The 23160-nt window shown below is 69.2% G+C and carries 17 protein-coding genes and 1 pseudogene; 3 read left to right on the top strand and 15 right to left on the bottom strand.

The features are described 5' to 3' along the window. Positions 1 to 74: 74 nt before the first annotated feature. Complete coding sequence (locus QE452_RS18125) at positions 75 to 3989, top strand: TonB-dependent receptor domain-containing protein (protein ID WP_309659959.1); 3915 nt, start codon at positions 75 to 77, stop codon at positions 3987 to 3989. A gap of 72 nt (positions 3990 to 4061) precedes the next feature. On the opposite strand, the gene QE452_RS18120 is transcribed toward QE452_RS18125, so the two are convergent. Further along, complete coding sequence (locus QE452_RS18120) at positions 4062 to 5081, bottom strand: alanine racemase (protein ID WP_309660126.1); 1020 nt, start codon at positions 5079 to 5081, stop codon at positions 4062 to 4064. A gap of 55 nt (positions 5082 to 5136) precedes the next feature. Beyond that, the gene (locus QE452_RS18115) at positions 5137 to 6081 is read right to left on the bottom strand and encodes an L-threonylcarbamoyladenylate synthase (RefSeq protein ID WP_309659960.1); all 945 of its coding nucleotides are present in this window, start codon (positions 6079 to 6081) and stop codon (positions 5137 to 5139) included. Between the two features lie 37 nt (positions 6082 to 6118). Between QE452_RS18115 and QE452_RS18110 the strand changes: the two genes are divergently transcribed. After that, positions 6119 to 7834: an acyl-CoA dehydrogenase gene (locus QE452_RS18110; RefSeq protein ID WP_309730479.1), complete on the top strand. Its 1716-nt coding sequence runs from the start codon at positions 6119 to 6121 to the stop codon at positions 7832 to 7834. Between the two features lie 4 nt (positions 7835 to 7838). Here QE452_RS18110 and QE452_RS18105 read toward each other — a convergent pair whose 3' ends face one another. The 12 genes and pseudogenes from QE452_RS18105 to ruvB all read right to left on the bottom strand — a co-directional run bounded on the left by QE452_RS18105 (position 7839) and on the right by ruvB (position 21806). Beyond that, positions 7839 to 8906: a PepSY-associated TM helix domain-containing protein gene (locus tag QE452_RS18105; protein WP_309659962.1), complete on the bottom strand. Its 1068-nt coding sequence runs from the start codon at positions 8904 to 8906 to the stop codon at positions 7839 to 7841. A gap of 70 nt (positions 8907 to 8976) precedes the next feature. Further along, positions 8977 to 9660 (bottom strand): Fe2+-dependent dioxygenase, encoded by a 684-nt coding sequence (locus tag QE452_RS18100; RefSeq protein ID WP_309659963.1) that lies wholly within the window; start codon positions 9658 to 9660, stop codon positions 8977 to 8979. A 48-nt stretch (positions 9661 to 9708) separates the two neighbouring features. Continuing rightward, entirely contained in the window at positions 9709 to 12225 is a 2517-nt protein-coding gene (locus QE452_RS18095; RefSeq protein WP_309659964.1) for a TonB-dependent receptor domain-containing protein, read from the bottom strand. Between the two features lie 52 nt (positions 12226 to 12277). Next, entirely contained in the window at positions 12278 to 12574 is a 297-nt protein-coding gene (locus QE452_RS18090; protein ID WP_309659965.1) for a ribbon-helix-helix domain-containing protein, read from the bottom strand. A 297-nt stretch (positions 12575 to 12871) separates the two neighbouring features. Next, positions 12872 to 13243: a hypothetical protein gene (locus QE452_RS18085; RefSeq protein ID WP_309659966.1), complete on the bottom strand. Its 372-nt coding sequence runs from the start codon at positions 13241 to 13243 to the stop codon at positions 12872 to 12874. Between the two features lie 82 nt (positions 13244 to 13325). Continuing rightward, complete coding sequence (ftsH, locus tag QE452_RS18080; RefSeq protein ID WP_309659967.1) at positions 13326 to 15284, bottom strand: ATP-dependent zinc metalloprotease FtsH; 1959 nt, start codon at positions 15282 to 15284, stop codon at positions 13326 to 13328. A gap of 74 nt (positions 15285 to 15358) precedes the next feature. Then, the gene (tilS, locus tag QE452_RS18075) at positions 15359 to 16084 is read right to left on the bottom strand and encodes a tRNA lysidine(34) synthetase TilS (protein WP_309730475.1); all 726 of its coding nucleotides are present in this window, start codon (positions 16082 to 16084) and stop codon (positions 15359 to 15361) included. Between the two features lie 79 nt (positions 16085 to 16163). Beyond that, positions 16164 to 16241, bottom strand: a pseudogene (locus QE452_RS18070) (hypothetical protein); the annotation flags it as partial. 98 nt (positions 16242 to 16339) lie between these two features. Beyond that, positions 16340 to 17299 carry a hypothetical protein gene (locus QE452_RS18065; RefSeq protein WP_309659969.1) on the bottom strand — a complete coding sequence of 320 codons (960 nt, stop codon included), beginning with the start codon at positions 17297 to 17299 and terminating at the stop codon, positions 16340 to 16342. A 37-nt stretch (positions 17300 to 17336) separates the two neighbouring features. After that, positions 17337 to 18278 carry a RodZ domain-containing protein gene (locus QE452_RS18060; protein ID WP_309659970.1) on the bottom strand — a complete coding sequence of 314 codons (942 nt, stop codon included), beginning with the start codon at positions 18276 to 18278 and terminating at the stop codon, positions 17337 to 17339. Positions 18279 to 18430: 152 nt separating this feature from the next. Next, positions 18431 to 20704, bottom strand: coding sequence for a phosphoenolpyruvate--protein phosphotransferase (gene ptsP, locus QE452_RS18055; RefSeq protein WP_125993511.1), 2274 nt, complete (start codon positions 20702 to 20704; stop codon positions 18431 to 18433). An 82-nt stretch (positions 20705 to 20786) separates the two neighbouring features. Then, positions 20787 to 21806 (bottom strand): Holliday junction branch migration DNA helicase RuvB, encoded by a 1020-nt coding sequence (gene ruvB / locus QE452_RS18050; RefSeq protein WP_125993512.1) that lies wholly within the window; start codon positions 21804 to 21806, stop codon positions 20787 to 20789. A gap of 74 nt (positions 21807 to 21880) precedes the next feature. On the opposite strand from ruvB, the gene QE452_RS18045 reads away from it, so the two are divergent. After that, complete coding sequence (locus tag QE452_RS18045) at positions 21881 to 22474, top strand: exopolysaccharide biosynthesis protein (RefSeq protein ID WP_309659971.1); 594 nt, start codon at positions 21881 to 21883, stop codon at positions 22472 to 22474. 5 nt (positions 22475 to 22479) lie between these two features. Here QE452_RS18045 and ruvA read toward each other — a convergent pair whose 3' ends face one another. After that, positions 22480 to 23076: a Holliday junction branch migration protein RuvA gene (gene ruvA / locus QE452_RS18040; protein WP_125993514.1), complete on the bottom strand. Its 597-nt coding sequence runs from the start codon at positions 23074 to 23076 to the stop codon at positions 22480 to 22482. Positions 23077 to 23160 lie beyond the last annotated feature (84 nt).

Genomic DNA, 23160 nt, shown 5'->3' with positions numbered 1-23160 from the left:
AGATGTCTTGCCCAACCCCCTGATTCAGGTTCCTTTGTGTCGAAAGGCACAAAGCCTGTTCCAGGGGGTCCATCTTGTCCATCACGCGTTTGCTGGGCGCTTCGGCGCTCGCCTCTACCCTTTTGCTCGTCTCCGGCGCGGCCTTTGCGCAGGGCGTTCCCAATGTCGCCAATCCTACGCCCGCACCGGCCGAGACCCAGGATGCCGTCGAAACGCGGCAGGATGCGACGGTCAGTTCCGATGGCGAGACGCGCGAGGACGGCACCATCATCGTCACCGGGTCGCGCATCCCGCGTCCGGAAACCGATGGTGTGTTGCCGGGCCTGCAGATCAACGCCGCGCAGATCCAGAGCCGTGGCTTCACCAACGCGCTCGAGGCGCTGAACGACCTGCCGCTGGTCGGCCCGGGCGCCAGCCCGCTCAACGGCAATAATGGCGGCCAGGCCGCAAGCCTGGGCGCAGGGTTCGTCGACCTGCTCGACCTGGGGACGCAGCGCACGCTGACGCTGGTCAACGGCCGCCGCTTCGTGTCCGGCAACTCCGCCTCGCTGTTCGTCGAGGGCAATGCGACCGGCGCGCAGGTGGATGTCAACGTGATCCCGGCCGCCCTGATCCAGCGCGTCGACGTGGTGACGGTCGGCGGCGCCGCCGCTTATGGTGCGGACGCGGTCGCGGGCGTGGTCAACTATATCCTGCGCGACAATTATGACGGCGCGCAGGTGCGCGGACAGAGCGGCCTATCGTCGCGTGGCGACGCGGCCCAGTATCAGCTGAGCGGAATAATCGGCCGCAACTTCGCCGATGGTCGCGCCAACCTGACCCTGGCGGTGGAATATAACCGCAATGACGGCCTCCAGGCCGACTCGCGCGCCTTCCGCCTGGCGCGGACCAACTCCTATACCAACCCGTTCAACGGTTCGGTGCGCAACCCGAATTTCGGCTCGGCGATCATCGACGTGACCGGCAGCAACAATGGCGCGTTCCTGCGCAACTCCGATGACGGCCAGCCGGCCAACGCCTTCGACGCCGGGTTCATCAACCAGTCGTTGAGCTTCAACGGCACCGTCCTCAACTCGCTGGTCGCCGCCTCTGCGCTACCGACCCCCTATACGCCGATCGCGTCCGGCACCACGCGCAGCAACTTCGTGACCTTCGCCAACGGCATGGCGCCGGTCGGCGTGCGCGTGAACGCGACCACCGCCGCAGGCGCGGCGACGACGATCGCGACGCCCAATGCCGCCTTCTTCGGCACCACGGCGCAGGTCATCCAGGGCACGCCGGGCGCGGGCTATATCTCGGGCAACGGCTTGAATGGCCGGCAGCAAGCTATCACTAACCTGCCTCTCACCACTTTTGCGCCGACCGCGCTGCCGAGCGGTGTCACAGCGGCACAGGTCTTCTCGCAGTTCGGCGTCACGCCCCCCTCAGGGGCCAGCCCGACCCAGCTCAACACGCTGGCGCTCAACGTGCTGCAGGCCAACCGGTCTACCGCGCGCGAGTTCTTCGCGGCCAATCCGAACCTGAACATCAACTATTTCGTCGGCACCTTCGTGCCCGGCGTGCCGCGCGTCCTGAACACCGACACCACGCTGGTCACCGTCCGCTCCAACGCCAATGGCGGCACCGTGCAGGTGCCGGTGAACCAGGTGCTGCCGTTCGTATCGGTGCCTTTGGAGTTCAACGCCGACGGCAGCCTGCGCCCCTATACGCTGGCCAGCGGCATCTCGCCGACCACGCCGCTCACCATCGGTCAGGCGAAGGGGTCGAATGGCGGCTTCTCCCGCTCGATCGAGAACATCGTCCTGCGCACGCAGCAGGATCGCTACATCGCCAATCTGAACGGTAAGTTCGACCTGACCGATGAAGTGACGCTGTTCACCGAGAACACCTATGCCAACGTCCGCAACGTCTCGCTGAAGAACTCGCCCAGCCAGAACTTCCTGTCCAACTCGGCCGAGAACGCGCCGCTGCTGCTCAACGTCAACAACCCGTATCTGACCGCGCAGAGCCGGGCCGTGCTGGCGTCGGTGGGCGTGACCGCGAATGCGACAAATGGCGGCAACTTCGTCGTCACCCGCCAAAACCAGGACATCTTCGGCGATAACCCGTTCATCGCCACCAGCGAAACCTATCGTATCCTGGGCGGTGCCCGGTCGAACTTCGACCTGTTGGGCAAGGCGTGGCGCGCCGAGGTGTCCGGCACCTATGGCCGGTCGGTGCAGCGCACCCGGACCAGCCAGATCAACGATATCGAGTATCAGCTTGCCCTTGATGCGGTCGACCAGGGTCTGGCGACGACGGGCGTGGCGAACGGCAACATCGTCTGCCGCGCGCAACTCTTTCCCGGCCAGTATCTCGGCCGCACCCCGATCGGCACCACCTTTAACGTCGTCCGCCAGCCGGGCGCCGATGGCCTGCCGACCGAGAGCTTCTACACGCCGACCATCACGCAGGAGCAGATCAACGGCTGTAAGCCGCTGAACCCGTTCGGCTACAACAACATGTCGGAAGAGTCGAAGGCCTATGTCCGGCAGAACGTGCAGTTCCGCAACGTGTCGCAACAGACCTTCCTGGAAGCGTCGCTGGCGGGCGGCGTGTTCGATGCGCCGGCCGGCGAGGTCTCGGTCGCGCTGTCGGCTCAGTATCGCAAGGAAGAGCTGGCCTTCAGCAGCAACGAGCTCAACCAGCTCGGCCGTGGCCGTTCGGCGCCCTCGTCCAACTTCGGCGGCTATACCGAAACCTATGAGATCGGTGGCGAAGCCCGCATTCCATTGACCGGCGAAGACTTCCTGCCGTTCCTGGGTTCGCTGGAGTTCGATCCCGCGGTCCGCGTCGTGCAGCAGAGCGGCCGCGCCGGCTCGTACCGCAACCGCTTCGGCACGGTGATCACGCCGGAGGCCAAGGGCGATCCGCAGACGATCTTCACGCTGGCCGGCATCTGGAAGCCGATCCGCGACATCTCGTTCCGCGGCAACTACACCCGTTCGGTCCGCCAGCCCTCGGTGACCGAGCTGTTCCTGGGCGGCCAGCCCAGCTTCTCGACCCCGACCGATTATTGCAGCCAGGGCAATATCGACCAGGGTCCGCAGAGGGTGAACCGGCGCAACAACTGCCGCGCGGCGGTGATCGCCAGCGGCAATGCCAACGACACGGGCACGGCCGACGCCTTCCTGGCGACCTATGTTCCGCTGGGCGTCGGCCTGCAGGGCACCTATGACGGTACGCCGTCGCTCAGGCCGGAAAAGGGCGAGAGCTGGACGGTCGGCACCGCGATCACCCCGCGCTGGGTGCCGGGGCTCACCTTCTCGGCCGACTTCATCAACCTGAAGCTGCGCAACCAGATCGTGCCGACCACCTTGGCGCAGGCGATCCAGACCTGCTACGACAGCCCGACCTTCCCGGACTCGTCACCGCAGATCGGGGTCAACACCTGCAGTTCCTTCTCGCGCGACGCAGCCTTCCAGGTGGCGAACGGCTATTCGATCGGCTTCCTCAACCTGGGCTCGATCGACATCCGCGCGCTGAACCTGGCGATGTCCTACCCGATCGACCTGGGCAATGTCGGCCAGCTGATCCTGCGCGGCAGCGCCTATCACCTGATCCGCTACAACACCTCGGCCTCGGGTGATTTCTCCGACACGCAGGAAACCGCGGGCTCGCTCTTCCGCCCCAAGTGGAAGACGCAGCTCCAGGCCCGGTACGAGAAGGACGGCTTCTTCACCCAGGTCACCTGGAACTGGCGCAACAAGACGAAGATCTTCTCCAGCGGCCTGCCGGCGACGACGGAGCTTTATCCATATGTCACCTATTCGGCGCTCAGCGTGTTCGACCTGGCGATCGGTGGTGACGTAACCGACCGGTTCCGTATCCAGTTCGTCGCCAACAACATCACCGACCGCAACACCTATGGCGAGCTGGGATACCAGTTCCAGGACTATTACGACCAGATCGGGCGTCGCTTCTCGGTCGCGGTCACGGCCAAGTTCTGATCGGCAGACGATCTCGAATCCTTGGGGGCGGTCACCATTTCGATGGTGGCCGCCCTTTTCATGAGTGGCGGATCACCGCCCGAAGCGGCGGCCGAGCAGCGTCAGCAGCTCATATTGCGACAGGCCGCTCACCGCCGACTGGCGGGCGAGGTCATAGTCGATCGCGATCCAGTCCCCCTCTGCCAGATCGGGCGCGGCGCTGACGTCGAGCGCGACCAGGTCCATCGACACCCGGCCGATCACCGGCAGCACCGCCTCGCCCACCCGTGCGGAGCCGCTGTTGGAGAAGGCACGGACATAGCCATCGGCATAGCCGAGGTTGATGATCGCCACCTCGCAATCGCGCGGCGCGGTCCAGGTGGCGTTATAGCCGACCGGATCGCCCGCCGCGACGTGACGGCGTTGCAGCACCTGCGCCTCGGGCGTGACCACCTGCCGCACCCGCCCGGCATAGTCGCCGCGCGGCACCCCGCCATAGAGCGCCAGTCCCGGCCGGGTCAGGTCGAAATGATAGTCCGCCCCCAATGCGATCCCCGCCGAATTGGCGAGGCTCATCCGCCGCGCGCCGGTCCGGCCGGCGAGCGCGGCGAAGCGGCTGCGCTGTTCGCCGTTCATCGCGCTATCCTCGTCGGCACAGGCGAGATGGCTCATCAGCGTCTCGACCCGAAGCCCGTCGAGCGCGCCATCGGCAATGTCGGCGGGGGCGATGCCCAGCCGGTTGATGCCGGTATCGACCATCACGTCGCACGCGCCGCCGCCGCCCGCGCGCCAGCGGGCGATCTGGGGCAGGCTGTTCAGCACCGGCCGGGCGAACCCCGCACGCGCCGCCGCCATGTCCTCGGCCCGCAGGCCGTGCAGCACCGACAGGGTCAGGCCCAGCGGCGCCAGCGCCTGCGCCTCCGCCCAGGTGGCGACGAAGAAATCGCGACAGCCGGCCCCGGCGAGACGCTCGGCGACGCCGTATGCGCCCAGGCCGTAACCGTCCGCCTTGACGGCCGCGCCACAGGCGGCCGCGCCGCTCATCCGGTCGAGCAGGCGCCAATTGGCAATCAGCGCGTCGCCGTCCAGGCGCAGGCGCAACGGAGCAGGGATATCGATCACCCGCGCGGGCATAGGCCGGTGCGCGGCGTCCGTCGACCCGCCCCCGCTACCGGGTCGCGGCGCGGCGCAGCCGGTCGTGGATCGCCTCGCCGATGCCGGTCGCGGGCAGCGGCGCGACGGCGATGCGGGCACGGTCGCTGGCATCGGCGCGGTGCAGCGCGTCGAACAGCCGCGCCGCCGCCTCGGTCAGGTCGCCGCTCGCAGACAGCGTGTCGTCACCCTCCACCCCGTCGAAGCCGATCAGCCATTCGTCCGCCTCGGCCCAGCGCGCGTCCAGCCGCAGCGGCTTGGCGGGCGCATAATGGGTGGCGAGCTGGCCCGGCGCGGTGATCGTGTCGCCCGCCGGCTTCTCGCCGCCCGACACCAGCCGCCCGAGCACGCGGCCGATCGCCTCGGCGGTGACCGGCCCCGGCCGCAGCAAGGTCGCGCCCGCCACGATCGTCGATTCCAGTCCGGCGGCGCAGGGGCCGTCATCGATCACCAGCTCCGCCGCCGCGCCCAGGCTGGCGACGACATGCGCGGCGCGGGTCGGGCTGATGCCGTTGCTGCGGTTCGCCGAGGGCGCGGCGAGCGGCCGGTCCGCCGCCACGAGCAGCGCGAGCATCGCCCGATGCGCGGGCACGCGGATCGCCACCGTTTCCAGCCCCGCCGTGACCAGCGCGGCGATCGGCGCGCCCTTGCGCAGCGGCAGCACCAGCGTCAGCGGTCCCGGCCAGAACGCGTCGGCCAGCGCGGCGGCGGTCGCATCGAACACCGCCAGCCGTTCCGCCTCCGCGCGGTCGCGGACATGGACGATCAGCGGGTTGAAGCTCGGCCGCCCCTTGGCCGCATAGATGCGCGCGACCGCCGCCGAATCACCGGCATCGGCGGCCAGGCCATAGACCGTCTCGGTCGGGATCGCGACGAGTCGGCCGGCGCGGATCGCCATGGCCGCCTCGGCAATGGCGGCGGTGCCGTAGCGTCGGACGAGCGGGTTTGGTTCGGCCATCATGTTGCGCCTATATCAGCGCAAAACCCCGGAGAGAAACGTGCCCTTCACGCCCCCCGTCGCCGAACAGCGCCTTGTCCTCGACACCATCGTCGGCCTCGCCGATCTCGCCGCCAGCGATCGGTTCGCCGCCGCCGATGCCGACACGGTCGACGCGGTGCTGGAGGGGGTGGGCCAGTTCGCCGCCGGCGAATGGGCCCCGCTCGCCCGGGTCGGCGACACGGTCGGCGCGCAATGGACGGCGGACGGCGTGGTGATGCCGGCGGGCTATGCCGCCGCCTACCACGCCTATGTCGAGGGAGGCTGGGGCACGATCGGCGCACCTGCCGACTGGGGCGGGCAGGGCCTGCCCTTCGCGCTCCAGACGGCGGTGCTGGAGACGCTGGGCACCGCCAATATGGGCTTCGCGCTCTGCCCGACGCTGACGGTCGGCGCGATCGAGGCGTTGCAGCATCACGGCTCGCCCGCGCAGCAGGCCGCCTATCTGCCGCATCTGTCGACCGGCGAGTGGACCGGCACGATGAACCTGACCGAGCCGCAGGCGGGCAGCGATGTCGGCGCGCTGCGCGCCACCGCCACCCCGCGCGGCGACGGGACGTGGAGCATCAAGGGGACGAAGATCTTCATCTCCTTCGGCGACCATGACATGGCCCCGAACATCGTCCACCTCGTGCTGGCGCGCACGCCCGACGCCCCCGCCGGCACGCGCGGGATCAGCCTGTTCCTGGTGCCCAAATACCGGCTCGACGCGAACGGCGCGCCCGGCGACTTCAACGACGTGCGCGTGGTGTCGATCGAGCACAAGATGGGCCTGCACGCCTCGCCCACCTGCGTGCTGTCCTTCGGCGACCATGACGATTGCGTGGGCGAGCTGATCGGCCCCGAACATGGCGGGATGCGCGCGATGTTCACGATGATGAACAACGCGCGCCTGAACGTCGGCCTGCAAGGCGTGCAGGTGGCGGAGGGCGCGACCCAGGCGGCGATCGCCTATGCGCTCGATCGGGTGCAGTCGGCGCGGGCGGGCGGCGCGGACCGTGCGCCGGTGCGGATCGTCGAGCATCCCGATGTCCGCCGCATGTTGCTGCGCATGAAGGCGCAGACCCAGGCGGCGCGCGCCCTGGTCTATTACGCCGCCGGTCAGGTCGATCGCGCGACGCTGGGCGATGCGGCGGCCAAGGCCCGGCTGGAGATGGTGACGCCGCTGGCCAAGGCTCATGCCACCGACCTGGGCAACGAGGTCGCCTCGCTCGGCATCCAGGTCCATGGCGGCATGGGCTATGTCGAGGAGACGGGCGCGGCGCAGTTCTTCCGCGATGCCCGCATCACCCCGATCTATGAGGGGACGAACGGCATCCAGGCCGCCGATCTGGTCGGACGCAAGCTGGGTCTGGACAATGGCGGGGCCTTCGCCGCGCTGATCGACGACCTGCGCCGCGAAGCACAGGCCGAGGATCTGGTCGTGCTGGTCGGGGCGTGCGACGCGATCGGTCGCCGCCTCGCCACCGCCGATGCGGACGATCGGCTGGCGGCGAGCTATCCGTTCCTGACCATGATGTCGGTGGCGCTGTGCGGCGTGCTGCTGGAGCGCGAGGGCCGGGCGCTGACCGGCGAGGGCGATTTCGAGACGATGAAGCGCGCCAGCATCCATTTCTATCTGGAGCAGATCGTGCCGGAGGCCCTGGGCCTGCGCGCGGCAGCAAGCGCCCCCGCCACCTCGCTTTACGCGCTGCCGGCGGCGGCGTTCGCGGCCTGATCGCTCAGCGGTCGATCCCCGCTACGGCCTGGTCCTTGGGGCGGCGACGGGTTCGTCGCCACAGGATCAGGCCGGTGATCGTCATCGTCGCGCTGGACAGGCCGGTGACGATGAGGACGCCCCGCCACACCGCGCCCAGGCCCCGGCCGCCATGCAGGTCGAGCACACCGGCGGCCGGCATGTCGAGCGGATGGGCGGAGACGGCGGTGGCGCTGCCCGTGTCATCCGCCACCTTGACCGGCGCGATCCGTGCATCGGCGAAGCCGACCGTCCAGTCCGGATCGCGCTCGGTCGGCCAGAGGATCGTCCGCACGAGGGCGTTCGGGTGCAGGTCGGCGGCCCGGCCCAGCACGACCGCCAGCGGTTGCGCGGGGCGCGCCATCGGCCGGGCCAGGGCGGACGGTTCCGACCGGAGCCGGGGCGGCCCGCCCGCCAGTCGCGCGAACGGCGCGGGCATGGCCAGCCAGGTCCCGGTCAGCGCGAGCAGGAACAGCGGACCCACCGACACCAGTCCCAGCAGATGATGGCCGGCGGCCAGCCTGCCCCGCCGACGCCGGTGACGCAGCACCTGCCGCCATCCGCCGCCATGCGGCCATCCGACATAAAGGCCGGTCAGGCAGCTCAGCATCAGCGCCAGGCCGAGCGCGCCGACGATCACCCGCCCCGCGCTTCCCAGTCCCAGGCCGTGATGCAGACGCTCCAGCACGGCGACCAAGCCGGCATCATGTCCCGCCACCGCGAGCCGATGGCCGGTCGACGGATCGAGATAATAGTCCGTGCCCCGCGCACCCGTCACCGGCGCGGTCGTCGCGACCACGACCGCCTCGCCGGGCCCGGCAAGCGTCAGCGCGGCCACGCGGGCCCCTGGCGTCAGCACCGGCCGCACCCGATCGACGAACAGGTCGGGCGACAGCATCGGGGAGCCGCTGGCCGCATGGCGATCGGGATGCAGCAGCCGGTCGAGCGTCGCGCCGCCGACCAGCGCCGCACCCGACAGGGCGATCGGCAGGATCAGCACCGCCAGGATCAACCCGATCCACCCCAGCGGCGCGGTGCGCCCGCGCGTCTTCATGCCCCCTGCCTTTTTCATGATGGCGGGGTGCTGCCCCATGGCCCCTGCCCCGTCAATCGCGGCGTGGCGGTCAGGCGTCCGCCCAGCGGCGCAGCAGATTGTGATAAACGCCGGTCAGCGTCACCGTCGCGGGCTCGCCCTGGCCCTGCGCGGCGGCGACCATCTGTACGCCGCGATCCAGCTCGAACAGGATGCGCCGCGCGCCGTCGTCGCGCACCATCGACTGCAACCAGAAGAAGCTGGCCACCCGCACGCCGCGCGTCACCGGCGTCACCCGGTGCAGGCTGGACGCCGGGTAGAGCACCATATGGCCGGCGGGCAGCTTCACCACCTGCGGCCCGAACTGGTCCTCGATCACCAGCTCGCCGCCGTCATAGGCGTGCGGGTCCTCCAGGAACACCGTCGCCGACAGGTCGCTGCGGATGCGGAAGTCGCTGCCCCGTTTCATCCGGATGGCATTGTCGACATGCAGGCCGAAATCCTGCCCGCCGGCATAGCGGTTGAACAGCGGCGGAAACACCTTGAGCGGCAGCGCCGCCGCCACGAACAGCGGCGACCGGCCCAGCGCGTCCAGGATCAGCCCGCCCGCCTCGCGCGCCGCCGGCTGGTCCTCGACCAGCTGCTCGTTGCGCTTGGCGAGCGCCGCCTGCGGGCCGGAGGTGACGTTGCCATCCACCCAGTCCCCGGCATCGATCAACGCCCGGACCCGCGCGACGCCCGCCGGGTCCAGAACATCGGGAATCGCGATCAACATGGCCCACTCCGTCGCCACCCCGACCCGGGGCCGGGGCGGCGTAGCATATCAGAAGCTGTAGAACAGGCTCAGCACCGCCTGCCGCCGGTCGCCGGGCATCGCCCAGCCGCCGGTTACCGCCCCCGTGGTCGCGTTCACGTTGCTGCGCACGGTCGTGAAATATTTGGCGTCGGTGACGTTCTGCACATTCAGCTGCGCGGTCAGCCCGCCGCCGAAGCTATAGGCCAGATAGGCGCGGTGGATCAGGTAATCGTCCACCCGGAACTGCGTGCCATTGGCCAGCACCGGCGAATAGGTGGCGAACTTGCCCTGATAGGTCAGGCCATAACCCAGCTCCAGACCGAAGGGCAGCGTGTAGGTGGTGAACAGGCTACCCGAATGGCGCGGCGTCTGCGGCAGGGCGGTGCCGCGCTGCGGGTCCGGGTTCGCCGCCGAATTGCCGCAGCCGCTCAGGCCCGGCGTCGCCAGGCACCGGTCGGACACGGATTGCCGCACCTCGCTGTCCAGATAGGTGTAGTTGGCGAAGATCGTCCAATGCCGCGTCAGGCTGCCGGTCGCACCCAGCGCGATGCCGTCGACCCGGCTGCGCCCGTCGAGCACCTGCACCTGCGGCGCGGCGGGGTCGTTGCTGGCGACGCGGTAATTGGTCCGCTCGTTGCGGAACACCGCCGCGGTCAGTTCCAGCCGGCGGTCGAACAGCCCGGCCTTCACCCCCGCCTCGTAATTGCGCGCGGTTTCGGGCGCGACGTCGCAGGGCTGGAACAGCGTGTTGCCGGTGGCGGTCGGCACGCCGCAGCCCAGCCGCACCGTCGCCAAGGACGGCGTCTTCGCGTTGCCATAACCGGCGTAGAGGCTGACATTGGCGACCGGGTGGAACACGCCACCGATCCGATAGGAGAAGAGCCGCTCATGGCTCTGTTGCGGCGCCTGTTGCAGCGCGGTCAGCGGGGCCGTGCCTGGCGGCGTCACCGCCAGCGGCAATTGCCGGAAGGATGCATCCTGCACCTCCCACCGGACGCCGCCGTTCAATTCGAAATAGCGGCCCAGCTCCAGCGTGTCGAAGGCATAGACCGCCAGGTTGCGCGTCGTCGACTTGGACTGGGCGGTCAGCGTATAATGGGTCGGCCCGGCATAGTCGGTATTCGGGTTGGCCAGGCTGATCTGCGGCAGCAGGATCGGCGCGCCCGCCGCGTTGCGCAGCAGGCTGGCGGTGTCGATGCGATAATCCTCGATCGTGCCCGACAGGCCGATATTGGCGACGTTGCGCACGCCGCCCTTTTCGCCCCGTTCCCAGCGCAGGTCCGTCTGGTTGTAGAGGAGCTGGTTCTCCTGGTCGCGCACCAGCCCGCGCGGACCGCTCGGCTGGTAGAAGCCCGGCGCGACCGTGACGGCGACGGTGGACAAAGCCGTGCCCGTTCCGTCCGGACCGCCGGCCGCGACATTGCTGACCGTGCCGGTGCAGGGCAGCCCGACCGTCGCCGATCCATTCGCGCCCACCGGCTGGCGACCGGTCGAGGCGAGGCAGAAAAGGCCCTGCGGCGCACTGGTCACGCTGCGCTGGCCGACCCGCTGCCACCGCGTCAGGTTGCGCAGCGACACCCCGTCCCCGGCATCGTGGCGGAAGGTCGCGGTGAAACGGTCGACCGTCACCTTCTGCCGATCGAGATTGGCGATGCCGAAATAATCGGCGCGGCTGACACCCGGCAGCGGACCGTCATTCACGCCGCTGCGGAAATAGGGCACGCCATAGATCGGCGTGTTGTCGTCCTGCTGATGGACATAGGCGAGGGTCAGGCTGGTCGGGCCATCTATGCCGATCGTGAGCGAGGGCGCGATGCCCCAGCGCTTATACCGCTCGACCTTACGACCGGGCACGTCGTTGCGGTGGACGACCGCATTCAGCCGCACCGCGCTGTCCGCGCCGATCCGGCGATTGGCATCAACCGACCCGCGCCAATAGTCGTCGGTGCCGACCGACGCCTGGACGATCGTCAGATCCTCCGCGCGCGGCTCCTTGGTGACGAGGTTGATCGTGCCGCCGACCGAACCCGATCCGTTGAACACCGAATTGGCGCCGTTATAGACCTCGATCTGCTGAAGGTTGAACGGGTCGGTGCGGCTATATTGCGCGGAGTCGCGAACGCCGTCGACGGTGATGTCGTTGTTCGCCGAAAAGCCGCGCAGGTTGATGCTGTCGCCATAGCCGCCACCGCCCTCGCCCGCGCCGAAGGTGATGCCGGGAATCGTCTGGAGCGCGTCGCGCAACGTCAGCAGATTCTGCTTGCGCAACGTCTGGTCGGAAATGACCGTGATCGTCTGCGGCGTGTCGAGCAGCGCGGAGGTCGCCTTGGGACTCTCCACCGTGGCGGGTGCGGCGCCTGGGCGGCCGTTGACGACGATCTCGTCCCGTGCCGTCTCACGCCGCGCATCCTGACCGCGGACCTGACCATCCCCGATAGGCTCGGCCGGCACAGACGCGGCCGCACGATCGGCCGCCATCGCTGGTGCCGATGCGATGAACCCAACGCAGGAAAGCGCCAGAAACGGCGCGGCGGCTGTCGACATGATTGCTATCCCCTTTATCCAGGGCGGCAATTATTGCGAGTGCCTCGCACTGTCAACGCAATTGCGAACCATTTTCATGTTGCCGTAAACACTCGCCTAGGAGCCAACTCCGCAAGGCGCTAGCGAGATTGGGTGGCTCTTCCGCCGTGATCCGCAAGGCATCGATCTCGGCGACCAGCGCGGACAGCGGCAGCGCCCGGTCCACCGCGCATCGTTCCAACAGGGCCCAGAACAGCGGTTCCAGGCTGATCGAGGTCTGGTGGCCGGCAATGGTGATCGATCGCTTGACCGGGCCGACAAAGCCGCCCGGCGGGGCATTCAGGGACGGGGCGGGCATGGCGCGCATCATCCCGGATCGCGGCGCAGGTGGCAATCATTGAGATTGTCGCTCCCCCATGGAGGCGTCGCCGATGCGTGGCCGCGCCGAATGTCGGTCAAGCCCTGTGATATTGCCGCGCCATGGGCCTTACCGTCGATCGCGTCAGCGGACAGGATGGATCGGGTCGACCAGATGCCTGGCAGGCAACCCTGACAACCCGCCGAATAACGGCCGACACGCCATGCCCGCCGGCTGTATGGAAAGAATATGTCGGTGACCCGGACGCACGACGGCGGCCGCACTATCTCCAGCTCATAGAGTCAGGCGTCAGCAGGGAAAACGCCGCGACAGCACGCGGGCATAGCCATCCTTCAACGGCTTGCGCTGGTCGGCGGCGGGCAGGCGCGCCAGTTCGTCGAGCATCTCCTCGATGCCGATCGTCTCGCCATCGGGTACGCAGGCGATCGGCCGCTTGCCGGCCTTCACGCGCGCTTCACTCTCCGCCTTCAACTGCTGCCGGGCCACGCGCGCCTCCTCTTTCAGGACCTGAAAATCGGGCGACAGCAGGGCCGCGAAGCCCTGGGCCCGAAGCGTGTTGGCGCGGGCGACGAAGGTGCCGGTGGTCATCGCCGCGCCGGCCGGCACGGCACCGAGCATCACGGCAAAAAGCGCTGCAAAAACATGGGTCTTACGCAACATGGGCCGACCTTCCTGTGGGAAGGCCGGCCCATGAACGATTGGTCCTTGCACCGTCATGAACGACGATGCCGGTCCGGAGACATCAGGCACCCAGCGGCGTCGGGTTGCCGAACGGCCCGGGGGTGCGGCGGGTCTTCGGGATCGACGTCCCAGCAGCCTTCATCGCCGGGGCCTTGGGACCCTGGTCGACCCGGCCGATCTCCTCGCCCGCGATCAGCTTCTTGATCTCGTCACCCGACAGCGTCTCATATTCGAGCAGCGCGCCGGCGAGCAGGTGAAGCTGGTCGAGATGCTCGGTCAGCACATGCTTGGCACGATGCAGGCCGCCCTCGACGATCGACTTGATCTCGTCATCGATCAGTTGCGCGGTCTGGTTCGACATGCGCACCGGCTGCGACGAGGAATAGCCGAGGAAGCTCTCGCCTTCGGGCTGGGCATATTCGACCGGCCCGACCTTGTCCGACATGCCCCATTTGGTGACCATGTCACGGGCAAGGCCTGTGGCGTACTGGATGTCGCCCGACGCGCCCGACGACACCTTGTCATAGCCGAAGATGACCTCTTCGGCGACGCGGCCGCCCATCGACACCGCCAGATTGGCGTACATCTTGTCGCGGTGATAGCTGTAGCTGTCCCGCTCCGGCAGGCGCATCACCATGCCCAGCGCACGACCACGCGGGATGATCGTCGCCTTGTGGATCGGATCGGAGGCCGGCTCGTGTAGCGCGACGATGGCATGGCCCGCCTCGTGATAGGCGGTCATCCGCTTCTCGTCGTCGGTCATCACCATCGAGCGCCGCTCGGCACCCATCATCACCTTGTCCTTGGCCTCTTCGAACTCGGCCATGGCGACCAGGCGCTTGCCCTTGCGCGCCGCCATCAGCGCCGCCTCGTTGACCAGGTTCGCGAGATCCGCGCCCGAGAAGCCCGGCGTGCCGCGCGCGATGGTGCGCGAGTCGACATCGGGAGCCAGCGGCACCTTCTTCATATGGACTTCGAGAATCTTCACGCGACCCTCGATATCCGGGCGGGGCACCACGACCTGGCGGTCGAAGCGGCCCGGACGCAGCAGCGCGGGATCGAGCACATCGGGACGGTTGGTCGCCGCGACGATGATGATGCCCTCGTTCGCCTCGAAGCCGTCCATCTCGACCAGCAGCTGGTTCAGCGTCTGCTCGCGCTCGTCATTGCCATTGCCCAGGCCCGCGCCACGATGGCGACCGACCGCGTCGATCTCGTCGATGAAGACGATGCACGGCGCCGACTTCTTGGCCTGTTCGAACATGTCGCGGACGCGGCTGGCACCGACGCCGACGAACATCTCGACGAAATCCGAACCCGAGATGGTGAAGAAGGGCACGCCCGCCTCACCCGCGATCGCACGGGCCAGCAGCGTCTTGCCGGTGCCGGGCGAGCCGACCAGCAACGCGCCCTTGGGGATCTTGCCGCCCAGACGCGCGAACTTGGTCGGGTCCTTCAGGAAGTCGACGATCTCGGTCAGCTCGGCGCGCGCCTCGTCGATGCCGGCGACATCGTCGAAGGTGACCTTGCCTTCCTTCTGCGTCAGCATCCGGGCGCGGCTCTTGCCGAAGCCCATCGCGCCATTCGCGCCGCCGCCTTTCTGCATCTGGCGCAGCACGAAGAAGGCGATGCCCAGGAACAGCAGGAAGGGGAGCGACTGGTAGAGCAGCACCATCCACACCGACGGACCGTCATCAGTCTTGGCGGTGAAGCTGACGCCCTTCTCGCGCAGGCGCGGGATCAGGGTCGAGTCCTGCACCGGCGAGGTGCGATAGGCCTCACCGGACGAAAGCTGGCCGGTGATCGCGTCGCGCGAGATGACCGCGTTCTTCACCGTGCCTTCGTCGACCTTGTCGAGGAACGCCGAATAATCGATCGCGGTGCCGCGCGGCGTCGCGCTGCGGCCGTCGACCATCGTCACGAACAGCGCGAGGCCCAGCAGAATCGCCACCCAGATGAGGAGGCTCTTCATCCAGGGATTGCCACCGCTGCCGCCAGGCTGCTTGTCGTTGTCGTTCATGGGCTACCTTTCAGCAGACAAGATAAGCGCACCGGGGTTAATGACAATGGAACAAAGCGGCGCATTCGCGTCGATCAGCCAGTCTTGCGCGGTGGAGCCGGCATAAAAATCCAGATATCCGTGATCGGTTTCACGATCAGGCCGGCCTGCGTCGCCGTTCGTCCCAAATCCAGGGCATCCAGCAGCGACTCGATATTGCTGGCCATGTCGAACCCCGGCGCGGCGAGGCCGGCCGATTCGCGCGTCGCCAGGATCGCCCGCCGGGCCAGATCGCGGCGCATTCCGCGCGGCAGTCCGACCACGGACAGGCGCAACCGGTCGGGCGCATCCTGCTCCATCCGCTCGGCCCAAAATAGGTCGGCGAGCAGCCGCCAATCCGCGTCCATCTCCGCCAGCCAGCCCGCCGATCGCGCCAATTGCGCCGGATCGATCCCGTCCTGCCCCCGCAGCAGGTCACGTATCCGTGCGCGGTCGTAGCGGGGATCGCCATTGGACGGATCGTCGACAAAGGGCAGCCCGGCCCTCTTTGCGACCGCCCGCAACTCCGCCCGCCGCCAGCCGAGCAGTGGTCGCAGCACCATGACCTGCCGGCCGTCCGCCAGCGTCTCGGTCCGGCGCGGCCGCACGCCCGCAAGGCCGGCAAGGCCGCTGCCGCGATTGGCGCGCATCAGGAAGGTTTCGGCCTGATCGTCGGCGTGATGCGCGGTCGCCAGCACCGATGCCCCCGCCCCCGCCGCCCAGTCGAGCAGCGCGGCATAGCGCGCGCGCCGCGCCGTCGCCTGGACATTGGTGCGCGGCAAGGGTTGGGCGGGGGTAGAGGGTGCGATGCGGCACGTCGCTCGCCCGGCACCAGTCCGCCACCATCGCCGCCTCGCCGGCGGACGCGGTCCGCAGGCCATGGTCGAAGGTCGCGGCGATCACCCGGCCGGGAAAGGCGCCTGCCGCCAGCGCCAGCATCGCCATGCTGTCCGCCCCGCCCGACACCGCCAGCGCCATCCGCTCGCGCGGGTCCACCGGTCGGCCGAGCGACGCCGCCCAGTCGGCGGCGAAGCGCGCTACTTGCACTTGGCGGCGGCGCGCCCCTTGGCGATGTCCGCCTTCATGCCGGCGATCTTGCCCGCATAGACATCGGACAGTTCGTCATAGACCTTGCAGGCATCTGCCGGCTTGTCGAGCCGGGTCAGCGCCTCGCCCAGATAGAGCAGGCTGTCCGGCGCACGGTCGCCGTCCGGCATCTTCTTGTAGTTTTCATAGAAAGCGATGGAGGCGAGGCTGGGCTTGCCGTCGTCCAGATAGGCGCGGCCGAGCAGGTTCTGCGCATAGCTGGCCCGCTTGCTCTTCGGATAGTCGTTGACCGTCTTCTTGAGCTGAGCCTGCGCCTCAGGATAGAATTTCGCCTCCCACAGACGATAGCCATAGAGATAGGCGTCCTCGGCCGGGTCGGCGCTCTTGGGGCGCGGCACCGCCGCCACGCGCGCGGCCCGGCCGGGATCGGCAGCCTTGGCGGTGGAGGCCTCGGACGCACCCTTGGGCGGCGGGCCGGAGGATTTGGCGGGCGCGATCGGCGCGGGATCGTCGCCGCCGCCCATGCCGCCGGCGTTGGGCGCAGGCGTCGTGGCCGGGGGCGGCCCCATCGCCGTCAGCTTCGCATCGGTCGCACGCTGATAGGCCTCGAACTGTTCGCGCAACTGGCGGAGCTGATAGCCATTCTGCTCCGCCTGGCCGGTCAGCGACGCGATCTGCTCCTCCAGCGCGGTGACGCGCGCGGTCAGGTCGACCAGCGCCCCCGCCGCCGGGGTACCCGGTGCCTCGACCGGCCGGGTCGGCGCGACCACCTCGGGCTGGAGCAACTGTCCGCCGCCATTGGGGAAGACCTTGCGCTGCACCGCGCGCATCTCGCTTTCGAGGCGGTTGACCCGCCCGTCCAGATTGGTCGGCTGCGCCGCCACGGGCGCAGGCGCGAGGCCGGGCAGCGTCAGCATCGCGACGCCGAGCAGAAGGACGGGGATACGCATCGACAAGGGCCCTTGTGTCCGGATCGGAAGAAGCAGGTTATTCGGTGACGTTGCCGGTTCCGGCGGCGGTCGGAGCGATCGACTCCGCCCCCGTCGTCGCCACGGGCGCGGCCGGCGCGGGGCGTGCCGCGACCGGGCGGGGCGCGGCGCTCGGCGTCGTGCTCGACGCAGGCGTCGCGGCCGCGCCGTTCAGCCGCGCCGCCAGCGAGGCGGCATCGACCGGCACATCCTTGATCGGCCGCTTGCCATCGCCCAGGCGCGGGATGGCGGTGCCGTTGACGGTGATCTGCAACTCGTCCGGCCGGCCGACATTGATCTTCGGCCCGCGCGCGTCGCGCGGCACGTCGAAACTCGCCCCCGGCGCCAGCGTGCCGAGATAGAGCGTCTTGTTGTCGGCGTCATAGACGCGCAGCCACACCTCGTTCGCCCCGGCGGCTAGGCGCACCTGCCCCTCGGCCAGCGACGGCGTCGGGCTGGGGGTCGGCGCGACCGCGCGCGGCGGCACCGCGACGCTCGACGACGGGCCGGGCGACACCGCGCTCTCGCTGCCGCCACCGCCGCGGAACAGATCGGTGCCGAACCAGAGGCCCGCCAGGATCACGATCGCCAGCGCGCAGCCCAGCGTCACGATCGCCAGCCCGCGCGCGGGCACGCGCGCCGGATCGGCGGTCTCATAGGGGCGATATTCGGGCGGACGATCGACCTTGGCCAGTTCGGCGCGCACGGCCTGGGCCACCTGCACCTCGTCCGCGCCGACCGCACGGGCATAGGCGCGGCTGAACCCCACCGCATAGGTCGGCGAGGGCAAGGCGGCGAAATCGGTCGCCTCGATCGCTTCCAGATGGCGGAGCGGCACGCGCGTGCGCTGCCCCACCTCGGCCAGCGACAGCCCCTGCGCCTCGCGAAGGGCGCGCAAACGGTCACCGACCCGGTCGGGCCCGATGGCCGTCGCGGTCTCGCCGTGCTCGGGCTCGTTCATCCATTCACTCCGCTGCGGGGCACCAACCCTTGCCGCCGACCCATCTTCCAGACCGTCCGGCCAGTGTCAACGCGGGGCAGGCGCGCTTTACCGGCCTTGCGACCGGCCCGACTCGACCGGCCGCAGCTTCCCCACGGCCCGTCCGTATACGTTCAGTTCAGCTCGACCCCATGCGCGATGGCCCATTCGGTCAGCACCGCGCGCATGTCGCGCCGTGGCTTGGCCAAGAGGCCCGTGACGCAGGCGGTGAGTTCGGCATGGTCGAGCGATCGGATCATCGCCTTGACCGGCCCGACCGCCGCCGGGGTGATCGACAGACGATCGATGCCCAGCCCGATCAGCGCCATCGCCTCCAGCGGCCGCCCGCCCATCTCGCCACACACCGCCACCGGCACGCCCGCCGGCCGCGCCGCCTGCACCACCCGGTGGAGGAAGCGCAGGATCGAGGCGGACAGCCAGTCATAGCGTTCCGCCAGCTTCGGATTGGCGCGATCGGCGGCGAACAGGAATTGCGTCAGGTCATTGGTGCCGATCGACAGGAACTCCACCTCGGGCAGCAGCAGGTCGAGCTGTTCGGCCAGCGCCGGCACCTCCAGCATCGCGCCATAGCGGATTTCGCTCGGCAACCGCTTGCCGCGTCCCGCCAGGAACACGCGCTGCGCCTCGAACAACGCCTTGGCCTCGTCGAACTCCCAGGGTTCGGACACCATCGGGAACATGACGTTCAGCGTCCGCCCCGCCGCCGCTTCCAGCAGCGCACGTGCCTGCGCCTTCATTAGCCCGTCGCGTTCCAGGGCGAGGCGCAATGCGCGCCAGCCCATCGCCGGATTCTCCTCGGTCCCCGCCTCGACGTTCAGATAGGGCAGCGCCTTGTCGCCGCCGATGTCGATCGTCCGGAACACCACCGGCCGGTCGCCCGCCTGTTCCAGCACCTCGCGATACAGCCGTTGCTGCCGTTCGCGCTGCGGCAGAGTCGCCGACACCAGGAACTGGAACTCGGTGCGGAACAGGCCGATCCCGTCCGCGCCGGTCAGGTCGAGCGCCGCGACGTCATCCCGCAGCCCGGCATTGACCATCAGCGTGACGCGGTGCCCGTCCTTCGTCTCGGGCGGCAGGTCGCGCAGCGCCGCGAAGGCCGCGCGCCGCTTCTGCCGCACCGCCAGCTTCGCCTCGAACGCCTCCTCCATCGCCGCGGAGGGGCGGACGAAGACATTGCCCTCGGTCACGTCGAGCAGCAGCACGTCGCCCTCGGCGATCAGGCGGCGCACGTCGCGCACCCGGCCCAGCACCGGCACCCCCATCGCCCGCGCGACGATGGTGACGTGCGCGGTCAGCGAGCCTTCCTCCAGCACCACGCCCTTCAACCGGCGGCGGTCATATTCCAGCAGCTCGGCCGGCCCCAGGTTGCGCGCGATCAGGATCGTGTCCTGGCGCAATCCAAGCTGCGCGGCGGTGCCCATCTGCCCGGACACGATGCGGAGCAGCCGGTTGGAGAGGTCCTCCAGGTCGTGCATCCGGTCGGCGAGCAGCGGATCGTCGATCTGGCGCATCCGCTGGCGCGTGCGCTGCTGCACCCGCTCGATCGCCGCCTCGGCGGTCAGGCCGCTGTCGATCGCCTCGTTGATCCGGCGGCTCCACCCCTCGTCATAGGCGAACATCTTGTAGGTCTCGAGCACCTCCATATGCTCGCCGCCCACGCCGAACTCCGCCTCGCGCGTCATCCGCTCGATCTGCTCGCGCATCTTGTCGAACGCGGCATAGACGCGGTGCCGCTCCGCATCGGTATCCTCGGCGACGGTATGCTCGACGACGATGCGCGGCTGATGGAACACCGCGCAGCCCTGGCCCATGCCGTCGACCAGCTTCAGGCCGGGGATGCGGACCGAGGCGGTCGATTGCGGCCGGTGCGCGCCGGTGGTCGCGACGTCGATCAGCCCGGCATTGGCGATCAGTTCGGACAGCACCATCGCCACCGTCTGCAACGCCTCGATCTCGATATCCTGATAGCGGCGCTGGTCGACATGCTGCACCGCCAGCACGCCCACCACCCGCTCGCGCCGGATGATCGGCACGCCGGCGAAGCTGTGGAACCGCTCCTCGCCCGTTTCCGGCATGTAGCGGAAATCCGGATGGCTCGCCGCCTCGTCCAGGTTCAGGATCTCGGCGCGTTCGGCCAGCGTGCCGACCAGCCCCTCGCCCAGCGCCAGCTTGGTGACGTGCACCGCCTCCTGCGCCAACCCGCGCGTGGCGAACAGTTCCAGCACGCCCTCGCGCAGCAGATAGATCGAACAGACCTCGCTGTCCGTCTCCTCGCCGATGATGTTGACGACCTGGTTGAGTTTGGCCTGCGCCGGCATCCGCGACGCCATCACGTCATGGAGACGGACCAGGATCTCTCGGGCGGAGGCGGCGGCGGTGGCGAGCATGGCCGCATGAGCTACCAGAACTGTGGCACGGATGCCACGGTGCAAATGGTCGGGGATGGCGCGACCGACCCCGGCCGTAGCGTCAGTCGAACAGCCCGTCCTGCGACCCCGCCGGCGGGTTCAGCCCCAGATGCTTCCAGCCCCCGGCATTCAGCACGCGGCCCCGCGCGGTGCGCGCGACCAGCCCAAGCTGGATCAGATAGGGTTCGATCACTTCCTCGATCGTGTCGCGCGGCTCGGACAGGCCGGCGGCCAGCGTCTCCACCCCGACCGGCCCGCCGCGATAGATGTCGGCGATCATGTGCAGATAGCGCCGGTCCATCGCGTCCAGCCCCAGCGAGTCGACCTCCAGCCGGGTGAGCGCGGCGTCGGCGATCCGCGCATCGACCACCGGCGCGCCCGCCACATCGGCGAAGTCGCGCACCCGGCGCAGCAGCCGCCCGGCGATGCGCGGCGTGCCGCGCGCGCGCCGCGCGATCTCGGTCGCGCCATCCGGGGCGATGCCCAGGTCGAGCAGCCCGGCGGCGCGAGTCACCACGCGCATCAGTTCCTCGACCGTATAGAATTGCAGCCGCACCGGAATGCCGAACCGGTCGCGAAGCGGCGTGGTCAGCAACCCCTGGCGCGTCGTCGCCCCGACCAGCGTGAAGCGCGGCAGGTCGATCCGCACGCTGCGCGCCGACGGTCCCTCGCCGATCATCAGGTCGAGCGCGCGATCCTCCATCGCCGGATAGAGCACCTCCTCCACCGCCGGCTGGAGCCGGTGGATCTCGTCGATGAACAGCACGTCGCCATCCTCGAGATTGGTGAGCAGCGCGGCGAGATCGCCCGACTTGGCGATCACCGGGCCGGAGGTGGCACGGAAGCCGACGCCCATCTCGCGCGCGATGATCTGCGCCAGCGTCGTCTTGCCCAGGCCGGGCGGGCCGAAGAACAGCACGTGGTCCAGCGCGTCGCCCCGCCCGCGCGCCGCCTGGATGAAGATGCGCAGATTCTCGCGCGCCGCCTTCTGCCCGACGAAATCGTCCAGGCTCTTGGGGCGCAGCGCGGCATCCACATCCTCGGGGCGGCGGCTGGCGGAGAGAATGCGGTCGTCGGTCACGCTTCGTTCCGTAGCCGCACCCGCCGCTCAGGTCGAGAGAGGAACCGGCGCGCCCGACCCCACGTTGCGGGTCCATGGCAGAGGACCCCCGCAGCGTCGGCGACATTCTGGACAAGCTCGAGACGCTGGCGGACCGCCAGTCGCGCGTCTCGCTGGAGGATGCCGTCGCGGCGTTCGGCAACCGGTCCTATGGTCCCTTCCTGCTGGTGCCCGCGCTGATCGAAATCTCGCCGATCGGCGGCATTCCCGGCCTGCCCACGGTGCTGGCGGCGATCATCATCCTCTTCGCCGCGCAGATGCTGGTCGGTCGCAAGCATCTCTGGCTGCCGCACGTCATCGGCAAGCGGGCCGCCTCCGCCGGGACGGTGCACCGCGCCACCGCCAAGCTGCGTGGCGTGGCAGGGGTGGCGGACCGCTGGTTCCACGGCCGCCTGCCGGCCCTGACCCAGGGGCCGTTCGTCCGTATCGCCGCGCTCGCCACGATCGGGCTGGCGCTCACGGTGCCGCCGCTCGAACTCCTGCCCTTCGCCAGCACCGCGCCGATGGCGGCGATCGCGGCGTTCGGTCTGGCGCTGCTGGTCCGCGACGGTGCGCTGATGATCGCGGCGATCCTCCTCGCCGGCGTCGCGACGGCGGTGGGGATCGGCCTGATCGGCAGCAGCCGCTAGCGCCGCTACTTCGCCGCCTTGCGCAGCGCCAGGCGGACCAGCGCGTCGAGGCTGGCGGTGCCGCCCAGCTCCTCTTCCGCCGCCGCCACCGCCGTCGTCGCGTCGGCGGGGCGGAAGCCCAGATTGAGGAGCGCCGACACCGCATCGGCGGACGCACCGACGGGCGCCGCCTGGCCGATCGCGGCGGGGCCGAGCGGGATCGCACCGACCTTGTCCTTCAGCTCGCGGACGATCCGCTCCGCCAGTTTGGGCCCGACGCCGTTGGCGCGTGCGACCATCGCCTTGTCCTGCGCGCCCACCGCCCGCGCCAGCTCGCCCGGCTCCAGCGCCGACAGGATCGCCAGCGCCACGCGCGACCCCACGCCCTGTACGCCGGTCAGCAGCCGGAACCAGTCGCGCTCGCCCGCCGAGGCGAAGCCGACCAGCCGGATCGAATCCTCCGACACCAGCATTTCGGTGAACAGCGTCGCCGCCTCGCCCACCGGCCCGATCGCCGCCAGCGTGCGCGATGAGGCCCCGATCAGATACCCGACGCCGCCGACATCGATCACCGCATGGTCGATACCGGTCGAATCGAGACGGCCCTTGAGATGTGCGATCATGCGCGACTGGTAGAAGAGCGAAGCCGCGCCGTCACCACCGCGCCAAGCCGCTTTTGCCGGGCATCAAGCTTTTCTTGTTATCCC

Source organism: Sphingomonas sp. SORGH_AS_0438, from assembly GCF_031453475.1.
In the GTDB taxonomy this organism is placed as follows: Bacteria; Pseudomonadota; Alphaproteobacteria; order Sphingomonadales; family Sphingomonadaceae; genus Sphingomonas.
Note: the sequence above shows the minus strand (reverse complement) of the source record. Positions and strands in the feature narration are given on the sequence as shown.

What these genes read in the sequence shown, in the direction of transcription:
- QE452_RS18115 (WP_309659960.1), bottom strand. Translation starts at nt 6,081, where the DNA reads ATGATGGCCGAACCAAACCCGCTCGTCCGACGCTACGGCACCGCCGCC.
- QE452_RS18105 (WP_309659962.1), bottom strand. Translation starts at nt 8,906, where the DNA reads ATGAAGACGCGCGGGCGCACCGCGCCGCTGGGGTGGATCGGGTTGATC.
- QE452_RS18100 (WP_309659963.1), bottom strand. Translation starts at nt 9,660, where the DNA reads ATGTTGATCGCGATTCCCGATGTTCTGGACCCGGCGGGCGTCGCGCGG.
- QE452_RS18095 (WP_309659964.1), bottom strand. Translation starts at nt 12,225, where the DNA reads ATGTCGACAGCCGCCGCGCCGTTTCTGGCGCTTTCCTGCGTTGGGTTC.
- QE452_RS18090 (WP_309659965.1), bottom strand. Translation starts at nt 12,574, where the DNA reads ATGATGCGCGCCATGCCCGCCCCGTCCCTGAATGCCCCGCCGGGCGGC.
- QE452_RS18085 (WP_309659966.1), bottom strand. Translation starts at nt 13,243, where the DNA reads ATGTTGCGTAAGACCCATGTTTTTGCAGCGCTTTTTGCCGTGATGCTC.
- ftsH (WP_309659967.1), bottom strand. Translation starts at nt 15,284, where the DNA reads ATGAACGACAACGACAAGCAGCCTGGCGGCAGCGGTGGCAATCCCTGG.
- QE452_RS18065 (WP_309659969.1), bottom strand. Translation starts at nt 17,299, where the DNA reads ATGCGTATCCCCGTCCTTCTGCTCGGCGTCGCGATGCTGACGCTGCCC.
- QE452_RS18060 (WP_309659970.1), bottom strand. Translation starts at nt 18,278, where the DNA reads ATGAACGAGCCCGAGCACGGCGAGACCGCGACGGCCATCGGGCCCGAC.
- ptsP (WP_125993511.1), bottom strand. Translation starts at nt 20,704, where the DNA reads ATGCTCGCCACCGCCGCCGCCTCCGCCCGAGAGATCCTGGTCCGTCTC.
- QE452_RS18045 (WP_309659971.1), top strand. Translation starts at nt 21,881, where the DNA reads ATGGCAGAGGACCCCCGCAGCGTCGGCGACATTCTGGACAAGCTCGAG.
- ruvA (WP_125993514.1), bottom strand. Translation starts at nt 23,076, where the DNA reads ATGATCGCACATCTCAAGGGCCGTCTCGATTCGACCGGTATCGACCAT.